This is a genomic window from Pseudomonas sp. RA_15y_Pfl2_54 (assembly GCF_963971015.1).
GTDB lineage: Bacteria > Pseudomonadota > Gammaproteobacteria > Pseudomonadales > Pseudomonadaceae > Aquipseudomonas > Aquipseudomonas baetica_A.
The window spans coordinates 122,856-144,626 of the sequence record NZ_CAXAPN010000014.1 but is presented as its reverse complement, the minus strand read 5'-3'; the positions used below and the strand labels follow the sequence as shown (position 1 = coordinate 144,626).

Sequence of the window (21,771 nt, the reverse complement as noted above, 5' to 3'; positions counted from 1 at the left end):
TGCCCACAATGGCCGGCAGATGGCTTTGCCAGTCTGGACGCGGCACGCGCCTGGGTCAGGGATTTTATGCGCTGGTATAACCACGAACACCGGCACAGCCGAATCCGCTTCGTGACCCCGGCCGAACGGCACCGTGGTCAGGATCATCAGATCCTGGCTCGGCGTCATGAGCTGTACGAGCAAGCTCGGGAGAAATGCCCGGAACGCTGGTCTGGCCAGACAAGAAACTGGGAGCCGATGGGCACTGTGATGTTGAACCCGGATCGGCAGCAGCAGACCGAGAAAAGAGCGGCATAGTTAGACGGCGACGCGACAACAACCTTGAAAAACGCCGCTGATCCTGCAAGCCAAAACAGTGGCAAGGCCAACAGTGCGGAAAGCGCTAATATTAATTTTCTCATCCTAGATGTAATGCCGCTCTGTGCAACAAATGCCGCTAAAAATGGCAGCAGGGCAACCCATTGTCGCGTCTCGGAGCCGATGGCCAATATAGGCAAAAAACCTAGAATGGCTATTTTTACTGGGTAATGCAGCCTCGTGCTATCTGTCGACCTAAACAGAAGTGCTAGAGCAACGATGAATAGCGGGCCAAAATATATAAAATGAGAAATTAATGGTTTGAATGGTGGGTTGATTGATTGGAATAACATGTTTTGCCATAAGTTTGGTCCTCTGAAGCCGTTGTTCCAGTTTAGTCCAAAATATAAAATGGCATGCCCCGCGACGCTCGCAAACAAAGCAACTATCAGCCATTTTATTGAAAGTTTTGAAATAAATTCGCTTTTGGAAAAGTGGTTGCTCCATAGCCATGCGACCACTATCAGCGCAGTTAATACATATATGGTGCTCAGCGTTCTTAGGCGTGGTAATCCTGGTGCAACGGATGAGCCAATATTTAATAGTTCGCTGTCGGAAATTTGGCTTAGTAAGGAATAAGTAAAACTAACTATGGTTAATGAAAGCACTGTAAAAAGCACAGTTTTAAATTGAGTGGACGTTGTCCATCGGCTTAATAAAATATTGCTTTCTTGCGTGCTAGAAAAGGCTAATAGAGTAAGTGGGAGCAGAAAAAGTCCTGGCATTACAAGTGGTGATATTAAGCAGATTGCAAGCAAGCTTGCACGATATTTTTTCGAAAAACACCATAGGCTAATACAGGAAATTATTGTTGCAAAATGATCGCTAAGTAGAGGGTAGTACGTCGGCATAACTAGTATCGGCCACGACAGAAGCATCATTGTTGAGTATTGGGTGGCGGCTTTTAGAGGTATTCCAGACCTCAAGAGATAGTCGAGAAACAATCCTAGTGCGACGCCATAGCCAATAATATTAAGAGCTACTTGTATGTGGATAAGTTGCTCTGCACCGAGGTTAATCAGGAAGGCTAGTGCTATAAGTGGGGTGAAGCCAGGCAGCCTGCTCATGCGATACGGGTCTGCGTCGGGGAGGTGTCCAGACTGTTTCCAGTCAAACAGAAGATTCAGATAGGCGCTCCCATCCCACCCTGCGCCATCGCCAACGGCGATAATTCCGCTGAACTGATAGATTATTATAAAAGTGCCCATCGCGAATATTGACATGCAATAGGCAAGTTTTTTTTTCCAAAATCAGTTTTTTTAAGAGAAATATGATACCGATTAAAACGAGGCCATAAGCAAGCGTAATAAGTATGGCTGCATAAAGTAGTTCTTTCTGTCGTATCGAATCATCGATCTCAAAAAAATCTGTGGATCGTCGTTTGCGAAGTTCAGCATCCAAGGAGGATCCATCACCGATGAGCTCGTAATACCACGACTGCTGGACTGTAGCTGCTTGAGTGGTAGAAGTTGCCGCAAACCGTAAAAATTTACAATCGTTCGGTCTATCTGCATCGTGGAGATGAAGTTGCTGGGATCCCAGCGCAGATATTTTTCTCCGAGGGGTACTGTAAAACAAATGGTCTGTGTGCCTTTGGTCAGGCCTTTGGAGTCAGATTGCTGTTCGTTAAATATCCCGGGGGTCGTTGATCTAAAAAGTTGGGTGACGCCCTCCACAGAGGAAGTTACACTGAAGCATACATCGTGCTTGGTGCTGCCAAGTGCTCCAGTTATGTTTGCAATGTAAATGGAGGTGAGAGAAAGAAACGCGCATCCGAACGCAAGTAGCAGCCAGACGAAAGTGGGCCGCCAGGCTGTTTTTCTACTCATTGGGCTTAGCCTGTTTGTAAAGAGCATGCGTTGGATCAGGTGTTTCGCTTAACTTGATCAAATAGATGCCGTCTTTGTAGCGAACGGACCCTTGCGCGGGCCACACTGACATTGAGTCGAAGTGAGGTGTTAGGGAGGTTCTGACTGAACTTCCAAGCGAAGCGACATTGCTGAAGCCGATCAGCCTCATGTAAGCCACCATTCGATAGACGTTGCCTTGATCCCAATTAAAAAACGATGAGCTCATTGTGGATGTGTCGGGTGCAGGGTATCTACTTTCGAAAGGAAGTTTGCCATACACATCAATGAAGACCTGCTGGGCCCTGTCGAACTCTGGATTTAATTCAGCTATACGAGAGTATATTTGCTCAGCGGTGAGCCGGTCATGAGTGGTTGCCATGATCGTACTTGCGGAATATTGACCATTGGCCGATACCATCTGAAATAACATGAATATTGCGGTAACGGTACCAATAACACGCATCAATCCTTTTTTCTCAAGGACGATGATAGTTGCGATCCAGCTGATAAAAGATACAGCCAGCATGGCGCGCAATGGCAGATAAATGGCGCCAGTGACAAAATTCAGTAGAAATGGAGCTATAAGCATCGACATTACAAGGAGGCTCATCCACAGAGATGCCTTCCAGGTTTTTTGCGTGACTAAAAAGAGAGTGGCTAAGCCCAGCATTATGAACGTGCTGAAAAAGGAGGTGCCAAAAGTCTGTGATGATCCTGTGTAGTACTTCCACATTTCTATAAACACAAGCTTGCTTATTGATATGGGGTTTTCCAGCAAGTCATTGATGCGGAGGAAGTTATCAATATAAGTCCTGTTGGAAGGGTGTGAAAGTTGTGCGATCTTATTGATTGCGGCGTATAGAACGATGCTGACTATAAGTGTTGTAACTAGAAGCGCAATTCGGTTTAGCGTGGATTTTAGTTTCAGGTCGGATGCGTGATATTCTTCTCGGTATTTGAATATTATGACGCCTATCCCTGCGGCGATATAATACATGATCAGAGATTGATAAGCCCCAACGGCCAGCGATAGAAGGGAGCCAGCCATGATGGTCTGCATGACGGTTTTCGTTTTCGAATCATAGCTAAGTTTAATTCTGGAAAATATAAAGACAGAGATTGATAGTGTTAGTACACCAAAGCCGGTAGATGGTACATTAGAATAGAATTCGCCGATGAACCACCAGATGGGGTGCGCGATCAGTATGCAGTAGGCGAGCCCGGTAACCCACGTGAACTTCAGGCGAAATGCCCGAAGTAGGAACATGTAAGAAAGCGCAAGACAGGCATAGAAAAATAGGTTGGGTACGAAAGGGATCACGGGCTGGGGAAAGATGAATTTTTCAACCAGGAATGCTGTCCAGCGCCCGTCTCCTATCCATCCCGATGGGTCTGTACGGAAGGCGCCTACTTCATCATCCACAGATAAAAAGAAGTTTACGATTGGGATAAGATTTAGGAAAATACCTATGCCCAATAGTTTCACAAACTCATTCAGGGAGAAGTCTTCTCGAGAAAAGAGTATCTTCAGTTTAAGAGTGAGGGCGTGATCTCTTTGCAGGAACTCAAGAATACTTTCGTGCCATTTAATCCATCCCAGCACCGAAAAAGCCGCGACCAATCCCAGAAGGATTGCGCTAATAAGTTGTAACTTGTTTAGTGAGTTACTACTAATGTGAATATTGATCTGCGGGTCTGCAGCGTTCTCGGCAGCAGTGAAATGCACGTAGTTGTCGGTGCGCTCGGTCTCCTGGATTTGTACCAATGGTGTCAGGTTTTTCAAGTCCACCGATTTTGAATAACCCAGAACGCTAATCGTGACCGCTTTTACAAAGAAGGAACCAGAGCTTTCCAAGGGGTCCCACCTCAAATCAGAATCATATTGCAGCAGGGTGAAGTTGAATGCTTGGCTGTCCGAATCCAGTTTGTTGATTGATGAGTTACTTTCGTTGTACTCCCCACCGTTCTTATAGAAAAGTTGAGATTGTTTCGCAGGGAAGTGCGCTGTCTGGATCGTAATGATCGGCGCCAGTAGAGTGCTTTTTAGGAGAAGCCACGCAAAGATTAAAGTGAGCAGTCCCGCCGCTGCGGCCCATTTCGATATTGTTTTTATTTGTAACATTGACCCGGTCTGCATCACGTGCACCCACTTCCCTATTCTTGGTTCAAACGTTCGGTATTGTTTTGGTTGACGCTTTTAATTGGTTTGATTTTTTCGATGTTTTGTGGTGCACATTACGGCGACCATATCGCCTCTGACAACAGCCATCGTGCCTCCAATCCGTATCTCTCTTTTATGGTCGACGTTTAGCCGGAATTCAGCGTGGCATTGTGAGATAAAATCATGCTGCGCAGTATACCTACATTGGCTATGAGGCCGCAGCAGAGGTATGTCATCTCGCGCAAAAGCTCTTGGTTGAACGAAGGTCGCAGCGCCACAGTCACATAGCGCTGATGGCTTGAGCAGCGGGGGAGGGCTTTGTACCTTGCACACCTCGTTCTTTTTTCTGTAACGAAGATCCTTACCTCCGTACAATGTGCTTCGCCGGTTCAACCAAGGGAGTAGGCCAGATTGGAACAGCGGAAAATGGATAGATTACGCGGCTTCCTGCTAGGGTTGCCAAGACGACAGAAGCGACTGATCCAGGTTCTTACGGACGTCGTTCTCGTTTGGGTGGCTTTGTGGCTGGCGTTTATTGTCCGCCTGGGGATCGACGAGATGGTCAATCCCCTGAGGGTTCACCTCTGGCTGTTTCTCTGTGCTCCGGTAGTCGCTATCCCCCTTTTCATACGGTTCGGCATGTACAGAGCCGTAATGCGTTATTTCGGTAATGACGCCCTGATAGCTATCATTAAGGCTGTCAGTCTCTCGTCGCTGATACTCGCACTCATTGTCTACTGGTACAGCAATCATGAGGCAGTAGTACCGCGATCCATTGTCTTCAACTACTGGTGGCTAAGCCTCGTCATCATCGGCGGCCTGCGCTTGTGCATGCGTCAATACTTCATGGGCGACTGGTTCACCGCCGCCCAGCACGTACCGTTCACCAATCGCGACGATGGCCTCACCAAAGTCGCCATTTACGGTGCCGGCGTAGCGGGCAATCAGCTTGTCGCAGCACTGCGTATGGGGCGGGTCATGCGTCCTGTGGCATTTATCGACGATGATCCGAGCATCGCGGATCGTTCGATTGCCGGGTTGCAAGTCTACAAACCCAAACACATCCAACAGATGATCGACGTAACCGGCGCACAGGAAATCCTCCTGGCGCTGCCGTCATCTACCCGCGCACGACGTCGAGAAATTCTCACTATTCTGGAGCGTTTCCCGCTTCACATTCGAAGCGTACCAAACTTCACCGATCTGGCCAGCGGCCGGGTCAAGGTCGAAGATATACAGGAAGTGGATATCGCCGACCTCCTGGGACGCGACTCGGTCCCAGCGCAACCGGACCTGCTCGAACGTTGTATCAAAGGCAAGACAGTCATGGTCACGGGCGCTGGCGGATCGATTGGTGCGGAACTGTGCCGGCAGATCTTTTCGCTTGGCCCTATCACGCTTTTGCTGTTCGAGCACAGTGAATTCAACCTCTACAGCATTCTGTCGGAGTTGGAGCAGCGCGCCAGCAGGAAGTCGGTTCCTGTCCGTCTGCTTCCTATCCTCGGCTCGATCCGTCACCAGGACAAACTTCTGGATGTGATGAAAACCTGGGGCGTGGACACCGTCTACCACGCTGCCGCTTATAAACACGTCCCAATGGTCGAGCACAACATTGCCGAAGGCGTGCTTAACAACGTCATTGGCACGCTCAACACTGCTCAGGCTGCGTTGCAGTCGGGTGTGTCCAACTTTGTGTTGATCTCCACCGATAAGGCCGTACGCCCCACGAATGTCATGGGCAGTACTAAGCGTTTGGCCGAGTTGACCCTGCAGGCGCTCAGTCATGAGATTGCACCGGTGCTGTTCGGCGATAATGCCAATGTGTCTCGGGTCAACAAGACCCGTTTCACTATGGTGCGCTTTGGCAATGTGTTGGGTTCTTCCGGTTCAGTGATCCCGCTGTTCCACAGCCAGATCAAATCCGGTGGTCCGTTGACGGTCACGCATCCGAAAATCACGCGCTATTTCATGACCATCCCCGAAGCCGCGCAACTGGTGATCCAGGCGGGTTCCATGGGGCAGGGCGGTGATGTGTTTGTCCTGGACATGGGCGAGCCGGTGAAGATTGTCGAGCTGGCGGAGAAGATGATTCACCTGTCGGGCTTGAGCGTGCGTTCGGAGAAGAATTTGCATGGGGATATCTCCATCGAGTTCACCGGGCTACGTCCCGGTGAGAAGCTTTATGAGGAGTTGCTGATCGGCGACAACGTGGCAGCGACCCAACATCCGATGATCATGACGGCCAACGAAGATTATCTGTCGTGGGATGTGCTCAAGGGGTGTTTGTCGGAGTTGCTGTTGGCCGTCGATCAGGACGATTACGCTCGCGTCCGCCAACTCCTGCGCGAAACCGTCAGCGGCTACACCCCCGACGGCGAAATCGTCGACTGGATCTACCAACAACGTCGCCTCGAGCCCTGATTGTTTCACATCCTGTAACGCACGCATTTTTGACATGGCTCCACCATGACCTAAGTTTGGAGAGCAGCTTCGGAAAAGCTGCTTTCTAAAACGATGATGGAGCGTCACTTATGCGTACCGGTTACTTCTATTCCATGATATTCGCGCTGCTCACCAGTGGTTCGATTGCAGCGATTGCTGCACCGATTGTACCTTCGGAGGCCACTAAGACGCCGATCGTGATGGACGCGGCGGCATCTTCCCAGAGCGCAAAAATCGATCTCAATGAAGCCGACTTGGCGACGCTGCAAAAAGAACTTGCGGGAGTCGGCGAGGCCAAGGCCAAGGCGATTGTTACATATCGCGAAACAAATGGGCCGTTCGCGTCAGTGGATGAGTTGTTGGAAGTGAAGGGGATCGGCAAGGCGATTCTGGATCGCAATCGCGAGAAGCTGGAAGTGAACTAAGCTGATTGTTCAACGCCAAGGGGCCGGTCATTGACCGGCCTTTTTGTTTTCTGTTCGCGGGTTTGGCAGGGAAGGCGAAGGGGACGCTCGTCGGATAGCAAAAAATTACGGCTGTCATATTAGTATTGGATTATGCCTATAATAATTTCCGTGCGATCTGCATCATCAAGATCCGGATGGCGATCCCTCAAGCATCTCAGGAGTACTGTCATGAATTCTGTAGCAACCCAAGGTACGGCTCTGGTCACTGGCGCTTCGTCCGGTATCGGTGCGATTTACGCTGAGCGGTTGGCAGCGCGCGGGTTCGATTTGTTGTTGGTCGCCCGTGATCTGGAGCGGCTGGAGAGTGCCGCGAGCCAATTGCGCGAGGCGCATGGCGTTCAGGTGGAGGTGATGAAGGCGGATCTGACGCAAAAGGATGATGTGCTCAAACTTGAGCAGCGCCTGCGCAGTGATTCAAGCATCACCCTTTTGGTCAACAACGCTGGTGTTGCTGCCGACGGTCTTTTGGCCAATGCCGATCTGGATAAGCTGGAGCGTTTGATCCAGCTCAATATCACCACGGTCACCCGACTGGCCTCCGCCGCTGCCGCAAGTTTTGCCAAGGCAGGTCGCGGCACGATCATCAACATCGCCTCGGTGGTGGCGTTGTTCCCGGAACGTTTCAACGCCACTTACAGCGCCAGCAAGGCTTACGTGTTGAGCCTGACCCAATCGCTGAATGCCGAACTCGACGGTACCGGGGTCAAGGTGCAAGCGGTACTGCCCGGCGTTACCCGCACGGAAATCTGGGAACGCTCGGGTATTGACGCCAGCGGCATCCCGGCAGAAATGGTGATGGAGGCCGGCGAAATGGTCGATGCCGCGCTGGCAGGTCTGGATCAGGGCGAGCTCATCACCATCCCTTCGTTGCCGGATGCGGGCGAATGGCAGGCGTTTGTGGCCGCGCGTCATGTGATGGCACCGAACCTGTCGCGCAGTTCGGCAGCGAGTCGTTACAAGTAAGCTTTTCTGAATCGGTCAGAGGTACACGCGGTATGAATCAGCGTCGAGTAGTCGTCACGGGCATGGGCCTGGTTTCACCTTTGGGCAGCGGAGTCGAAGTTGTCTGGCAGCGCCTGCTGGCCGGGCGTTCGGGATTGCGCAGCTTGCCAGAAGCGGTCGTCGCTGATTTGCCGGCAAAAATCGGTGGGGCTGTGCCGTCTCTGGAGGATGACGCCGAGGCCGGGTTCGATCCGGATCGCGCCACGCCCCCCAAGGAACAGAAGAAGATGGACCGCTTCATCATGTTCGCCATGGAGGCTGCACGGCAGGCATTGGAGCAGGCCGGTTGGCATCCGGCGGAGGAAAAGGATCAGGAGCGCACCGCGACCATTATCGGTTCCGGTGTCGGCGGATTCGGTGCCATTGCCGACGCGGTACGCACAACCGACAGTCGTGGCCCGCGCCGGCTGTCGCCGTTCACCATTCCTTCCTTTCTGGTCAATCTGGCTGCGGGTCATGTATCGATCCAGCATGGTTTGAAAGGTCCATTGGGCGCTCCGGTGACAGCGTGCGCCGCCGGAGTTCAAGCGATTGGTGACGCCGCTCGATTGATCCGAGCCGGTGAGGCCGATATTGCCGTTTGCGGTGGGGCAGAGGCGGCGATTGATCGGGTCAGCCTTGCGGGTTTCGCAGCGGCGCGGGCGTTGTCCAGTGGCTATAACGACACACCTGAACGCGCCTCACGTCCATTTGATAGCGGTCGTGATGGTTTCGTGATGGGTGAGGGGGCCGGACTGCTGGTGATCGAGTCTCTGGAACACGCCTTGGCTCGCGGCGCGAAACCCTTGGCCGAACTGGTCGGTTACGGCACGACTGCCGATGCTTATCACCTGACGGCCGGGCCTGAAGATGGCAGTGGTGCGCGGAGGGCGATGGCGTTGGCAATGGCTCAGGCTGGCGTCACGCCCGATCAGATCCAGCATCTGAACGCTCACGCTACCTCCACGCCGGTCGGCGATCTAGGCGAGTTGGCAGCAATTAAAGCGCTGTTCGGTGTGCAGAATAAAATCGCCGTGACCTCGACCAAATCCGCCACGGGCCATTTGCTGGGCGCTGCGGGCGGGCTTGAAGCGATCTTCACGCTGTTGGCCATTCGTGATCAAGTGGTACCGCCCACCCTCAACTTCGACAATCCCGATCCTGCCAGCGAAGGGGTCGACATCGTCCATGGTCAGGCGCGCTCGATGCCGATCGAGTATGCATTGTCCAACGGGTTTGGCTTTGGTGGGGTGAATGCGAGCGTGCTGTTCAAACGCTGGCAGGGCTAATGTCGTCGGGAAACCAATGAAAAAGGTGGCTGGAGCTCTGCGTCTATCAAACCGGCAGACAGGTTCAGTGCAGAGCTGAAAAACCAACCCCGCCGATTCAGGCGGGGTTTTTGTCAGCGGTCTTGCGCTTCTTTAGCGTCCGCTTCGGCATTGCGCTCAGCAACACGTTTACGCTCTTCATCGGTCAGTTCGACCTTGTTGGCGGTGTCGCGCAACATCATCAATCCGCCAACGATCGAGCCGATTGCAACCACCAGAATCAACCAGGCATACCAAGGCATAACGGCTCTCCTTAAGGGCAGATCGACAGGCGAGGACTTCGCCGTGCGATGCTGCATACCACATTGGAGCGAAGCGACTTCGCAGTGGTTCCATTCTAGGCCTGTTATGCCCGGTGTACCCGAAGTCCCTTAATGCCCGGTCAACATCGCATCGGCTGGCGCGTTGGCACGCAACTGTCCGGTGAGCAGAAAGTAGCCGAAACCCACCGCCATAAAGCTGAGGAAAATCAGTCCGATCAGCGCGTTGAACCACGCCATGGCTACCAGGCACACCACCGCGAGCACCAGTGCGATCATTGGCACCAGCGGATAGCATGGCGCGCGAAAGGTGCGCTCCAGATTCGGCTCGGATTTACGCAACTTGAACAGGCTGAGCATGCTCATGATGTACATCACGATGGCGCCGAACACGGCCATGGTGATCATCGCCGCCGTGAGGGTCATGCCGCCGAGGTTGATCAGGCCATCGCTGTAGATCGCGGCGATGCCAATGATGCCGCCGACAATGATGGCGCGGTGCGGGGTCTGGAAACGCGACAGTTTGGCTAGTGAAGCAGGCAGATAACCGGCGCGGGCGAGGGCGAAGAACTGGCGCGAGTAGCCGAGGATGATCCCGTGGAAACTCGCCACCAGCCCGAACAGGCCGATCCACACCAGCATGTGCAGCCAACCGGAATTGTCGCCGACCACCGCTTTCATCGCTTGCGGCAGCGGGTCGTTGATGTTCGCCAGCGTGCGCCAGTCACCCACGCCACCCGCGAAGAACATCACGCCCATGGCCAATAGCACCAGGGTCAGGATGCCGCTGATGTACGCCTTGGGAATCGTGCGTTTCGGGTCCTTGGCTTCTTCGGCAGCCATCGCCGCGCCTTCGATGGCGAGGAAGAACCAGATCGCGAACGGGATGGCAGCGAACATGCCGGCAATCGCGGGCGCACCAAAAACATCCGAGCCGGCCCAGCCATTGAGCGCGAAATTACTGAAGCTGAACGCTGGCGCGACCACGCCCATGAACACCAGCAATTCGGCCACTGCCAGTACACAAACAATCAGCTCGAACGTTGCCGCCAGTTTCACGCCGAGAATGTTCAGGCCCATAAACACAATGTACGCACCGACCGCCGCGTGTTTCGGATCAAGTCCGGGAAACTGCACATTCAAATAAGCGCCAATGGCCAGCGCAATTGCCGGCGGCGCGAAGACGAATTCGATCAGCGTCGCCAGCCCAGCGATCAATCCACCTTTTTCGCCGAAGGCACGGCGGCTATAGGCAAACGGTCCGCCCGCGTGGGGAATCGCAGTGGTCAGTTCGGTGAAGCTGAAGATGAAGCAGGTGTACATGGTGGCGACCATGAACGAGGTCACCAGAAAGCCCAGTGTCCCGGCGACGCCCCAGCCATAACTCCAGCCGAAATACTCGCCGGAAATCACCAGCCCGACGGCGATGCCCCACAGGTGCAAGGTGCCCAGCGTGGGTTTGAGTTGTGTGTTCATACGCATGCTCCCTGAACGGTTTGTAAAGCTCGGGGGAGGGTGTGTGCAGTGGGCGTGCCAGTCTTTGAGAACAGGTCGTAATGGGCTGAAAGCTGTCGTATCGGGGATGTTCGCTGCTCGATGGGCGCATTTTTGTGCGCCAGTTGGGTGCGATGGTGGCTGTGCTGCCGTCTTCGCGAGCAAGCCCGCTCCCACAGGGGGGCGCGAAGGGGCCGGCCCTGCTGGTGCAAAAACCTCCTGTAACGCCCGCATAAACCCACTCTTTACGCTTTCTTTATGCCCAGCCAACCCCCTCGCTCTCGTTCCTTTACAGCCTCCTTTCCGACAATGCCTGCACACACGGCAATACGCCGTAACACGGAGATCTTCCATGAGCGTTCTGGACGGGGTGTCACTGTTTTTGGCAGTGGGGCTGTTCACTTATCTGTTGGTTGCGCTGTTGCGCGCGGATCGGAACTAGGAGCGGCTATGCACAGTTATGACTATTGGCTGATCCTCGCGTTTTTCGCGGTGGTCTTGCTGCCGGCGCCGTTTCTCGGGCGCTTCTACTACAAAGTGATGGAAGGCCAGCGCACCTGGTTGACGCCGATTCTTGGCCCGGTCGAGCGCGGCTGTTTTCGCGTGGCCGGGGTCGATCCGCAGGATGAACAGAGCTGGCAGAAGTACGCGCTGGCGCTGCTGGCGTTCAACCTGGCCGGTTTCCTTGTGCTGTTCTCGCTCCTGTTGTTCCAGGATCATCTGCCGCTGAACCCGCAGAACCTGCCGGGCATGGAATGGACGCAAGCGTTCAACACCGCGGTCAGTTTCATGACCAATACCAACTGGCAGTCCTACAGCGGCGAAGCGTCTCTGAGCTACCTGAGTCAGATGGTTGGCCTGACCGTGCAGAACTTCGTCAGCGCCGCGACCGGCCTGGCCGTGCTGGTGGCGCTGTGCCGTGGTATCGGTCGCAAGTCGGCGAAAACCCTCGGCAACTTCTGGGTCGACATGACCCGCGCCACCCTCTACGGCCTGCTGCCGCTGTGCCTGCTGCTGGCACTGTTTCTGGTCTGGCAGGGCGTGCCGCAGACCTTCGCGCATTATGTGAATGCGGTGACGATGCAGGGCGTTGATCAAGTGATCCCGCTCGGCCCGGCCGCCAGCCAGATTGCGATCAAGCAACTGGGCACCAACGGTGGCGGTTTCTTCGGCGTCAACTCGGCGCACCCGTTCGAGAACCCGAGCGCCTGGAGCAACTTGTTCGAGGTGTCTTCGATCATTTTGATTCCGGCAGCGCTGGTCTTTACCTTCGGCCACTACGTCAAAGACCTGCGTCAGAGCCGCGCGATCATCGCCTGCATGCTCGCTCTGTTTCTGATCGGCGGCGCGACTTCGCTGTGGGCCGAGTACCAACCCAATCCTGCGCTGAACAACGTCGCCGTCGAACAGACCGCACCACTGGAAGGCAAGGAAGCGCGCTTTGGCACCACCGCCACGGTGCTGTGGTCGGTAACCACCACCGCCGCGTCCAACGGTTCGGTCAACGGTATGCATGACAGCCTCAGTCCGCTCAGCGGCATGGTTGCGCTGGTCAACATGATGGTCGGCGAAGTGATCTTCGGCGGTGTCGGTGCGGGTCTCTACGGCATGTTGCTCAACGTGCTGATCGCGGTGTTCCTCGCCGGCCTGATGATCGGGCGCACGCCGGAATACCTGGGCAAGAAACTCCAGGCGCGCGAAGTGCAGTTGTTGGTGGTCACGTTGCTGGTGATGCCGATTGGCGTGCTCGTGCTCGGTGCGATTGCCGCGAGCCTGCCAGGTCCGGTGGCCGCAGTGACGAACCCGGGGCCACACGGTTTCAGCCAGTTGCTCTACGCCTACACCTCGGCCAGCGCGAACAACGGTTCGGCGTTCGCAGGCTTCGGTGCCAACACCCCGTATCACAACCTGATGCTGGGCTTTGGCATGTTGCTCGGCCGCTTCGGTTACATCCTCCCGGTGCTGGCACTGGCTGGCAGCCTGGCGATGAAGAAGACCGCACCGATTAGCCAGAACAGCTTCCCGACTCATGGCCCGCTGTTCGTGACCCTGTTGACCGTGACCATTTTGCTGGTGGGCGGCCTGACCTTCTTGCCGACCCTCGCATTGGGCCCAATCGCCGAACATTTGAGCATGGCTGCCTTTGGTATAGGGAGCTGAGGAGTCAATGATGAATATGCCCGCAATCAAACCCGTTGCCGTCAAAGCACCGGAACAAGCGAAAACCGCGATCTCGGCCCTGTGGCGCCCGGCGCTGGTGCAAGCTTTCGTCAAGCTCGACCCTCGGCAGTTGGCGCGTTCGCCGGTGATGCTGGTGGTCGAACTGACCGCCATTTTCACCACCGTGCTGTGCTTCATTCCAGACAGTCAGGTGCCGACCTTCGTTGCCGCGCAGATCGCCCTGTGGCTGTGGTTCACCGTGCTGTTCGCCAACTTCGCCGAAGCCTTGGCTGAAGGTCGCGGCAAGGCCCGCGCCGACAGCCTCAAGGCCGGCAGCGAAGGCCTCAGCGCCCGGCGCAAACAGGCCGATGGCAGCTTTCAGGTCGTCCCGGCCACCAGCCTGCGCAAAGGCGATGTGGTGCGCGTCGATGCGGGGGAGATGATCCCCGGCGACGGCGAAGTCATCGAAGGGATCGCCGCGGTCAACGAAGCGGCAATTACCGGTGAATCGGCCCCGGTGATTCGCGAGTCCGGCGGCGACCGCTCAGCCGTCACCGGCAACACTCGCCTGGTGTCCGACTGGCTGCTGGTGGAGATCACCGCCAACCCCGGTGAATCGACCCTCGACCGCATGATCGCACTGGTCGAAGGCGCCAAGCGCCAGAAGACGCCGAACGAAGTGGCGTTGGACATCCTGCTGATCGGCCTCACCCTGATCTTCCTGTTGGTGGTGGTGACCCTGCAGCCGTTCGCTCACTTCGCCCACGGCAGCCTGCCACTGGTGTTCCTGGTGGCGCTGCTGGTCACATTGATTCCGACCACCATCGGCGGTTTGCTCTCGGCCATCGGTATCGCCGGGATGGATCGTCTGGTGCGGTTGAACGTGATCGCCAAGTCTGGCCGTGCAGTCGAAGCGGCAGGCGATGTGCATGTGCTGCTGCTCGACAAGACCGGCACCATCACCTTCGGTAACCGTCGTTGCAGCGCGGTGTATGCAGCGCCAGGCGTCAGTGCTCGCGATCTGGCTGAGGGCGCTTTGTTTGCCTCGCTGGCGGACGAAACCGCCGAAGGCAAGTCCATCGTTGAGTACCTGCGTGGTCTGCATCCGCAGCCTGAGCCGGCGCCGGAAACCCTGACCGCCGTGCCGTTCAGCGCCGAAACCCGCTTGTCCGGTGTCGATTATCAGGGCCGCGTGTATCGCAAAGGTGCGGTCGATTCGCTGCTGAGTTTCCTCGGGCAACCACGCGCCGATCTGGCCCCGGCCCTGTCGCGGGAAATCGACAGGATCGCCCAGAGCGGCGGCACGCCGTTGCTGGTCTGTGTCGACGGCAAATTGCTTGGCGCGATTCATCTCAAGGACGTGGTCAAGCCAGGCATTCGCGAGCGCTTTGCCGAGTTGCGCAAACTGGGGATTCGCACGGTGATGGTCACCGGTGACAACCCGTTGACCGCTGCGGCCATCGCCGCTGAAGCGGGCGTTGATGACGTGCTCGCCGAAGCCACCCCGGAGAAGAAACTCGCACGTATCCGCCTTGAGCAGAACGACGGTCGTCTGGTCGCGATGTGCGGCGACGGCGCCAACGACGCCCCGGCGCTGGCCCAGGCTGACGTCGGCATGGCGATGAACGACGGCACGCAAGCCGCACGCGAAGCAGCCAACATGGTCGATCTCGACAGCGACCCGACCAAGCTCTTGGACGTGGTGCAGATCGGCAAGGAATTGCTGGTGACACGCGGTGCGCTGACGACCTTTTCCATCGCCAATGACGTGGCCAAGTACTTCGCGATCCTGCCGGCGCTGTTCGCCTCGATCTACCCGCAACTGGGCGTGCTGAACATCATGCACCTGACCAGTCCGCAGAGCGCGATTCTGTCGGCCATTGTGTTTAACGCCTTGATCATTGTGGTGCTGATTCCGCTGGCCTTGCGTGGCGTTCGCGTGCAGGCGGCGAGTGCGGCGGCGTTGCTGCGGCGCAATCTGTTGATCTATGGATTGGGCGGGATTGTGGTGCCGTTCGTGGCGATCAAAGCCATCGACATGCTGTTGACGGCGCTGCATCTGGTTTGACCCCTTGGCCAGCAGGCAGGCTCCCGCCTATGCGATGCATTCCCTGTGGGAGCCCGCCCGCTGGCGATGAGGTCAACGTGTTCCACCTGACTTAACGCGGTATCTGCTGTTTGAATTCGAGGAATTTGAAATGTCCACAATGATACGTCCGGCCCTGAGCCTGCTGGTGCTGATGACCCTGGTCACTGGCGTTGCCTATCCACTGGTGGTGACCGGTGTCGCGCACGTTGCCTTCCCCGATCAGGCCAACGGCAGTCTGGTGCACGATGCCGATGGCAAGGTGCGCGGCTCGTCACTGATCGCCCAGGATTTCGTCGGTGATGCCTGGTTCCATCCACGTCCTTCGGCGGGCGCGTTTGCGACCGTGTCCAGCAGCGCCAGCAACCTCGCGCCGAGCAATCCGGCGCTGGCCACGCGGGTGATCGACGACGCCAACAAACTGCAAGTTCCAGGGCAAGGCCCGGTGCCGCTGGCGCTGCTGACCACCTCCGGCAGCGGCCTCGATCCGCACTTGCCACCGGCGGCAATTGCCTATCAACTGGCGCGTGTCGCGGCAGCCCGCAACCTGCCGGTAGTGACCGTGCAGCAACTGCTCGATGCGCACATCGAACAGCCGCTGGTGGGGCCGCCGGTGGTGAACGTGCTGGAACTGAACATGGCGCTGGAAAAACTCTGAACCGGCGGCGCGGCCATTCGCGAGCAGGCCACAACTGGCAACACATAAACATCTGACTGAAGAGATCAAGCATGAGCGACTCCGGCCGCGCCGACGCGCTGTTAGCAGACCTGCCCCGCGACGGCCGTGGCCGGCTCAAGGTTTTCCTCGGCGCCGCCCCCGGCGTTGGCAAGACCTACGCCATGCTCCAGGCCGCCCACACCCAACTGCGCCAAGGCGTGAAAGTCATTGCCGGTGTCGTCGAGACCCACGGTCGCGCTGAAACCGAAGCGCTGCTCGGCGGCCTGCCGCAGCAACCGTTGGTGCGCTCGGAATACCGTGGCGTGATGCTCGAAGAAATGGACCTCGATGGCCTGCTTGCGGCCAAACCGAAACTGGTGCTGGTCGATGAACTGGCCCACAGCAACGCCCCCGGCAGCCGTCATACCAAACGCTGGCAAGACATCCAGGAACTGCTCGCCGCCGGCATCGACGTGTTCACCACGGTCAACGTCCAGCACCTGGAAAGCCTCAACGATCAAGTGCGCGGCATCACCGGCGTGCAGGTGCGTGAAACCCTGCCGGACTGGGTACTGCAAGAGGCCTACGAACTGCTGCTGATCGACTTGCCGCCGCGTGAGTTGCTCGAGCGTCTGCGCGAAGGCAAGGTCTACGTGCCGGAGCAGGCGCGGGCCGCCATCGATGCCTTTTTCACCCAGACCAACCTCACCGCGTTGCGCGAATTGGCCATGCAAACCGCGGCGGCGCAAGTCGATAACGATCTTGCCCAAGGCTATCGCCAACTCGGCCAGGCCGCCCCGGCGGTTCGCGGTCGTTTGCTGGTGGGCGTCGATGGCGATACGCAAGCCGAACGCTTGGTGCGTCATGCCAGTCGGGTTGCGCAACGTCGGCATCTGCCGTGGAGTCTGGTGCACATCGACAACGGCGGTGTGCGCGACGAGCAATCGCGCTTGCGCCTGCAAAGTGCTCAGCAATTGGCCGAACGTCTGGGCGGTGAAGTGGTGTTGCTGCGTGCCGGTGAGGTGGCGAAAACCCTGATCCAGCATGCCGCCGAACGGCGTGCGAGTCTGTTGCTGGTTGGCCAGTCCCGCCCGCGTCTGCGTCGTCGTTTATTCGGGGGAGGGCTGGCCGCACGGTTGTTGCGTCAGGCCCCTGGCCTGGAAATCAACGTCCTCGACAGCGATCAGCAACAGCATCAACCACGCTTGCGATCAGCGCCGACATGGGTCTGGTTCGACTATGCGCTGGCGCTGTTGGCGACGGTGTTGGCCAGTGCCTTGGCGTGGGCGGTGTCGAGTGTGTTGGCGCTGCCGAACATCTCGCTGGTGTTCCTCGCGGCGGTGTTGTTGGTGGCAGTGCGCAGCAGCCTTGGCCCGGCGCTGGCCTGTGCGGCGCTGTCGTTTCTGACCTATGACTTTCTATTCATCCCGCCGAATTTTTCTTTCAGTATTCAGCGTGAAGAAGACGTGCTGACGTTGCTGTTCTTCCTGCTGATGGCGGCGCTCACCGGCAACCTCGCGGCGCGTCAGCGTCGACAGTTGCAGGCGTTGCGCGACACGCAGGAAGAGACCAGCGAGCTGCTCGACCTGTCGCGCAAACTGACCGCCGCCACCGATCGCCAAGCGGTGGTTAACGCCGCCGCGCAGCACCTCAATGGCTGGAGCGATTTGCAACTGTGCCTGCTCAATCGCGACGGGCAGGGCGGCTGGACAGTCGAAACCGGCGCCCCGCTCGAATTGACCGAGTCCGAACGCGCTGCCGCCGATTGGGCCTGGCAGCACGATCAACCGGCCGGCATGGGCACCGGCACCCTGCCGCTCGGGCGTTGGTGGTGGTGGCCGCTTTCCGTCGAGGACGGCCCCTTGGCGTTGCTCGGTGTCTGTGCCAAAGAAGGCCAAACGTTGAGCGGGCAGCGGCGGCGCTTGCTGACGGCGTTGAGTCAACCGCTGGCGCAAGCGTTGGCCCGGGCGCAATTGGCCGATGATCTTGAAGCGGCGCGCTTGCACGGCGAAACCGAACAATTGCGCAGTGCCTTGCTGGCCTCGGTGTCCCACGACCTGCGCACGCCGCTGACGTCCATGCGCGGCAGCATCGACAGCCTGCTGGCACTGGGCGAAGCGATCCCGCTGGAGGATCGCCGCGAACTGCTCGAAGGCACCCGCGATGAAGCCGAACGCCTCGACCGCTACATCCAGAACCTGCTGGACATGACCCGCCTCGGCCACGGTGCGTTGAAGCTGGCGCGGGATTGGGTGTCGCCGGCCGACATCGTCGGCAGTTCGCTCAATCGTCTGCGCGCCGTGCTGGCGCCGTTGCAGGTCAGCACCGATGTGCCGTCCGAGTTGCCGCTGCTGTTTGTGCATGCCGCGCTGATCGAGCAGGCACTGGTCAATGTGCTGGAAAACGCCGCACGGTTCTCGCCAAGCCACGGTCGCTTGCAACTGAGTGCGGGAGCGAATGACGACGAGATTTTCTTCTCGGTCAGCGATGAAGGGCCGGGTATTCCCGAAGACGAGCGGGCGAAGATTTTCGACATGTTCTACACCGCCGCCCGCGGTGATCGGGGCGGGCAGGGCACCGGTCTGGGGTTGGCGATTTGTCAGGGCATGGTCGGCGCTCACGGCGGGCGCATCAGCGTTGCCGACGGTATCGACGGACGCGGCACCTGCATCACCTTGCACCTGCCGTTGCAGACGCAACCGGGGATGGACAGTGAAGCCTGAATCCGACTGCGCTACTCTCTTGCCAATCCTTTGTGTTGATGTGAATTCATGAGCCAGACCGCGACCATTTTGGTCATCGACGACGAACCGCAGATCCGCAAATTCCTGCGCATCAGCCTGGCTTCCCAAGGCTACAAAGTGCTGGAGGCCGGCACCGGCGCCGAGGGGTTGGCGCAGGCGGCGCTGAACAAACCCGATCTGCTGGTGCTCGACCTCGGCCTGCCGGACATGGACGGCCAGCAAGTGCTGTGCGAGTTTCGTGAGTGGGCGACGACGCCGGTGCTGGTGCTGTCGGTGCGCGCCAGTGAAGGGCAGAAAGTCCAGGCGCTGGATGGTGGCGCCAATGACTACGTGACCAAGCCGTTCGGCATTCAGGAGTTTCTCGCCCGGGTGCGTGCATTGTTGCGTCAGGCGCCAGCGGGAGAGGTGCAGCAGGCCGCGCTGAGTTTCGGCCCGCTGACGGTGGATCTGGCCTACCGGCGCGTATTGCTCGACGGCGTCGAAGTGGCGCTGACCCGCAAGGAATACGCAGTGCTGGCGCAACTGGCGCGGCATCCGGGGCGGGTGATCACCCAGCAGCAATTGCTCAAGGACATCTGGGGGCCGACGCATACCGAGGACAGTCATTATCTGCGGATTGTCGTTGGGCATTTACGCCAGAAACTGGCAGATGATCCGACGCGGCCGCGGTTTATTGTGACGGAGGCGGGGGTGGGTTATCGGTTGCTGGAGCTGGAGGGCTCAATTGCTAGTGAAGGTTGCTGAGTAAAAGCTGAGCGTATTCTCCCCTATGCCATTCATCGGGACTGTCATTTCTATCAGGTGCCAATTGTCCATTGCCGGTTGTAGGTTCTTCTTGTCGAACTCGCCACACTCAAACAGTGTGCGAATCGGTGATGAACTCAATCAGCGTAAAGCGGAGCACCTATGGACGGCCTAAAAAAATTTGAAATGGATGAATCTGATGCTTCCATAACAGGATCAGCTCATTCTTTGCAGGCTCATTCTGGTTTGATGCCTCAAGCATCTCCGGATACGATTTTTCAGCGCAAGCCTACCGGCGGCAAAGAACCGTACACCTACAAGGTTAGCGATCCACGCATTGCACATGTTGATGATCAGGGGCTTGTCACCGCACTCAGTTCGGGTCAGGTCAGAGTGACGGCTTCAGATGCGACAGGGCAGGAGAAAAGCTACGTATTGAGCATTCCTAACGGTTATCGCTATTTCTCTTTTGGCGCAGGGCGATTGAGCAACTTACAAAGCGATGCGAACCGCGAAAGAGTCAGGTTGGCAGATATTTATGAGTTGAGGATTCTTTATCAGCGCTTTGGCTATGCGTGGCCGTTGAACGATGGACAGTTCTGGTCGACGACGGGATCTGCTGATACGCCAGAGCCTGCGCCTCCATATCCCATTGAAACGGGGAACAATGTGTACACGAAAAACATGAAAACCGGTGTCGAGCAGACAAATGACACGGGTCATGTTTTTGATTCCCTGGGCAGAAACCTGTAACGGTTTGCTTTCGGTGAGTGAACGCTGTTCAGGGAGCTGGTAACCAGGCCCCTGAACCATGCATTGCAGCTGCGTCGGTGCGCTCATCCCTGCTCGCTGTCATATCGATCCAGCGTATCCCGAGCAATTTCTCTGCCCAGTGCGATCAACTCCGGCGCTTTGTAGAACTCGAAAAACCGGCAAACCCGCTTCGGTACGTTGATCAGGATATCCGGTGGGTACCCGGCGATCTTGTACTGCGCCAGCGAGGTCTGCATCACCTCGAAGCTCTGGTTGATCAAGTCCAGCAATGATGCCGGTCCGACGTTATCGATGATGAACGAGCCAGTTGCGGATTTCGGTGCGCCTTCGCGTTCGGGCGCGGCAGCGGGTTGTTGGGCTTCGGGTTCGGCACCTTCGAGCCACGGATTGATGTCCGCCGCTTCGGCCCTCAGGGCTTCCTGTTCCAGGCGCAGTAATTGTTCGGCCTGGGTGCGACGGAACGGCATCTTCGAACCCAGCGAACTGATCAAACTGTCGAAGCGCGAGCGAAACGCCGGCGGACGCTGGATCACCGGCAGTTTGTAATGCCCCTGGTTGGTCGAGTTGAGATTGACCGCGATGATCAGATCACAGTGGCTGGACACCACCGGCACGATCGGCAGCGGATTGAGAATCCCGCCATCCACCAGCATGCGGTTGCCCTGCATCACTGGAGTGAACAGGCTGGGAATCGCCGCTGAGGCGCGCATGGCCTGGTGCAGGCAGCCTTCCTGGAACCAGATTTCCTGTTGATTGGTGAGGTCGGCGGCGACGGCGGTGTAGGGGATGCGCAGGTCTTCAATGTTGATTTCGCCGACGATCTTGCGGATCTGGCCGAAGACTTTCTCGCCACGAATCGCTCCCAGGCGAAAACTCACATCCACGAGCCGCAGCACGTCGAGGTAATCCAGCCTTTCGATCCAGTTGCGATATTCGTCGAGTTTGCCGGCGGCGTAGATACCGCCGACCACGGCCCCCATCGAACATCCAGCAATGCAGGCGATTTCGTAGCCGCGCTTTTCGATTTCTTCAATGACGCCGATATGGGCATAGCCCCGGGCACCACCGGAGCCCAGCACGAGTGCGACACGCTTTTTCATCAAACTTCCTCCCGACAAGGGGCCACAATGCACTTATCGAGCGGGCGGCTCAATCGCCAGGGTCGTTCAGGGCGCCGGGAGCGTCGTTTTTTGCGGCGGCGTGTTCCTCTGGCGCTATTCTCTTTACCCGCGCGGTTTCATATGCAGGTCAGGCACTTTTTCGCG

General features: G+C 57.2%; 15 protein-coding genes and 1 pseudogene. 12 read left to right on the top strand and 4 right to left on the bottom strand.

From position 1 onward, the window contains the following. A pseudogene (locus AACY50_RS12700) lies at positions 1–297 on the top strand (IS3 family transposase); the annotation flags it as partial. Positions 298–2,178: 1,881 nt separating this feature from the next. Here AACY50_RS12700 and AACY50_RS12695 read toward each other — a convergent pair. After that, positions 2,179–4,344 (bottom strand): glucosyltransferase domain-containing protein, encoded by a 2,166-nt coding sequence (locus AACY50_RS12695; protein WP_339538635.1) that lies wholly within the window; start codon positions 4,342–4,344, stop codon positions 2,179–2,181. Positions 4,345–4,794: 450 nt separating this feature from the next. Here AACY50_RS12695 and AACY50_RS12690 point away from each other — a divergent pair, with 450 nt between their 5' ends. The 4 genes from AACY50_RS12690 to fabF all read left to right on the top strand — a co-directional run bounded on the left by AACY50_RS12690 (position 4,795) and on the right by fabF (position 9,547). Then, positions 4,795–6,789: a polysaccharide biosynthesis protein gene (locus tag AACY50_RS12690; RefSeq protein WP_339538632.1), complete on the top strand. Its 1,995-nt coding sequence runs from the start codon at positions 4,795–4,797 to the stop codon at positions 6,787–6,789. A 110-nt stretch (positions 6,790–6,899) separates the two neighbouring features. Continuing rightward, on the top strand, positions 6,900–7,235 hold the full coding sequence (locus AACY50_RS12685; protein ID WP_339538631.1) for a ComEA family DNA-binding protein: 336 nt from the start codon (positions 6,900–6,902) through the stop codon (positions 7,233–7,235). Positions 7,236–7,445: 210 nt separating this feature from the next. Continuing rightward, a complete protein-coding gene (locus AACY50_RS12680) occupies positions 7,446–8,240 on the top strand; it encodes an SDR family NAD(P)-dependent oxidoreductase (RefSeq protein ID WP_339495521.1) in 795 nt (264 codons plus the stop codon). Positions 8,241–8,272: 32 nt separating this feature from the next. Beyond that, positions 8,273–9,547, top strand: coding sequence for a beta-ketoacyl-ACP synthase II (gene fabF, locus AACY50_RS12675; protein ID WP_339431163.1), 1,275 nt, complete (start codon positions 8,273–8,275; stop codon positions 9,545–9,547). 113 nt (positions 9,548–9,660) lie between these two features. On the opposite strand, the gene AACY50_RS12670 is transcribed toward fabF, so the two are convergent. Together AACY50_RS12670 and eat are read right to left on the bottom strand one after the other, a co-directional pair. Then, positions 9,661–9,828: a DUF2897 family protein gene (locus AACY50_RS12670; RefSeq protein ID WP_064503201.1), complete on the bottom strand. Its 168-nt coding sequence runs from the start codon at positions 9,826–9,828 to the stop codon at positions 9,661–9,663. A 129-nt stretch (positions 9,829–9,957) separates the two neighbouring features. After that, a complete protein-coding gene (eat, locus tag AACY50_RS12665; RefSeq protein ID WP_339538630.1) occupies positions 9,958–11,322 on the bottom strand; it encodes an ethanolamine permease in 1,365 nt (454 codons plus the stop codon). Positions 11,323–11,692: 370 nt separating this feature from the next. On the opposite strand from eat, the gene kdpF reads away from it, so the two are divergent. The 7 genes from kdpF to AACY50_RS12630 all read left to right on the top strand — a co-directional run bounded on the left by kdpF (position 11,693) and on the right by AACY50_RS12630 (position 20,485). Beyond that, positions 11,693–11,782 (top strand): K(+)-transporting ATPase subunit F, encoded by a 90-nt coding sequence (kdpF, locus tag AACY50_RS12660; protein ID WP_221729235.1) that lies wholly within the window; start codon positions 11,693–11,695, stop codon positions 11,780–11,782. Positions 11,783–11,790: 8 nt separating this feature from the next. Continuing rightward, positions 11,791–13,500 (top strand): potassium-transporting ATPase subunit KdpA, encoded by a 1,710-nt coding sequence (kdpA, locus tag AACY50_RS12655; RefSeq protein WP_339538629.1) that lies wholly within the window; start codon positions 11,791–11,793, stop codon positions 13,498–13,500. Between the two features lie 10 nt (positions 13,501–13,510). Then, positions 13,511–15,568, top strand: coding sequence for a potassium-transporting ATPase subunit KdpB (gene kdpB, locus AACY50_RS12650; RefSeq protein ID WP_339464815.1), 2,058 nt, complete (start codon positions 13,511–13,513; stop codon positions 15,566–15,568). 130 nt (positions 15,569–15,698) lie between these two features. Continuing rightward, positions 15,699–16,244: a potassium-transporting ATPase subunit KdpC gene (gene kdpC / locus AACY50_RS12645; RefSeq protein WP_339431167.1), complete on the top strand. Its 546-nt coding sequence runs from the start codon at positions 15,699–15,701 to the stop codon at positions 16,242–16,244. A 71-nt stretch (positions 16,245–16,315) separates the two neighbouring features. Beyond that, the gene (locus AACY50_RS12640; RefSeq protein ID WP_339464814.1) at positions 16,316–18,967 is read left to right on the top strand and encodes a sensor histidine kinase KdpD; all 2,652 of its coding nucleotides are present in this window, start codon (positions 16,316–16,318) and stop codon (positions 18,965–18,967) included. Positions 18,968–19,015: 48 nt separating this feature from the next. Continuing rightward, on the top strand, positions 19,016–19,732 hold the full coding sequence (locus AACY50_RS12635) for a response regulator (protein WP_339538628.1): 717 nt from the start codon (positions 19,016–19,018) through the stop codon (positions 19,730–19,732). Between the two features lie 162 nt (positions 19,733–19,894). Continuing rightward, positions 19,895–20,485: an Ig-like domain-containing protein gene (locus AACY50_RS12630; protein WP_339538627.1), complete on the top strand. Its 591-nt coding sequence runs from the start codon at positions 19,895–19,897 to the stop codon at positions 20,483–20,485. A gap of 83 nt (positions 20,486–20,568) precedes the next feature. Here the strand turns inward: AACY50_RS12630 and AACY50_RS12625 are convergent, their stop codons facing one another. Beyond that, the gene (locus tag AACY50_RS12625; RefSeq protein WP_339431171.1) at positions 20,569–21,606 is read right to left on the bottom strand and encodes a patatin-like phospholipase family protein; all 1,038 of its coding nucleotides are present in this window, start codon (positions 21,604–21,606) and stop codon (positions 20,569–20,571) included. Positions 21,607–21,771 lie beyond the last annotated feature (165 nt).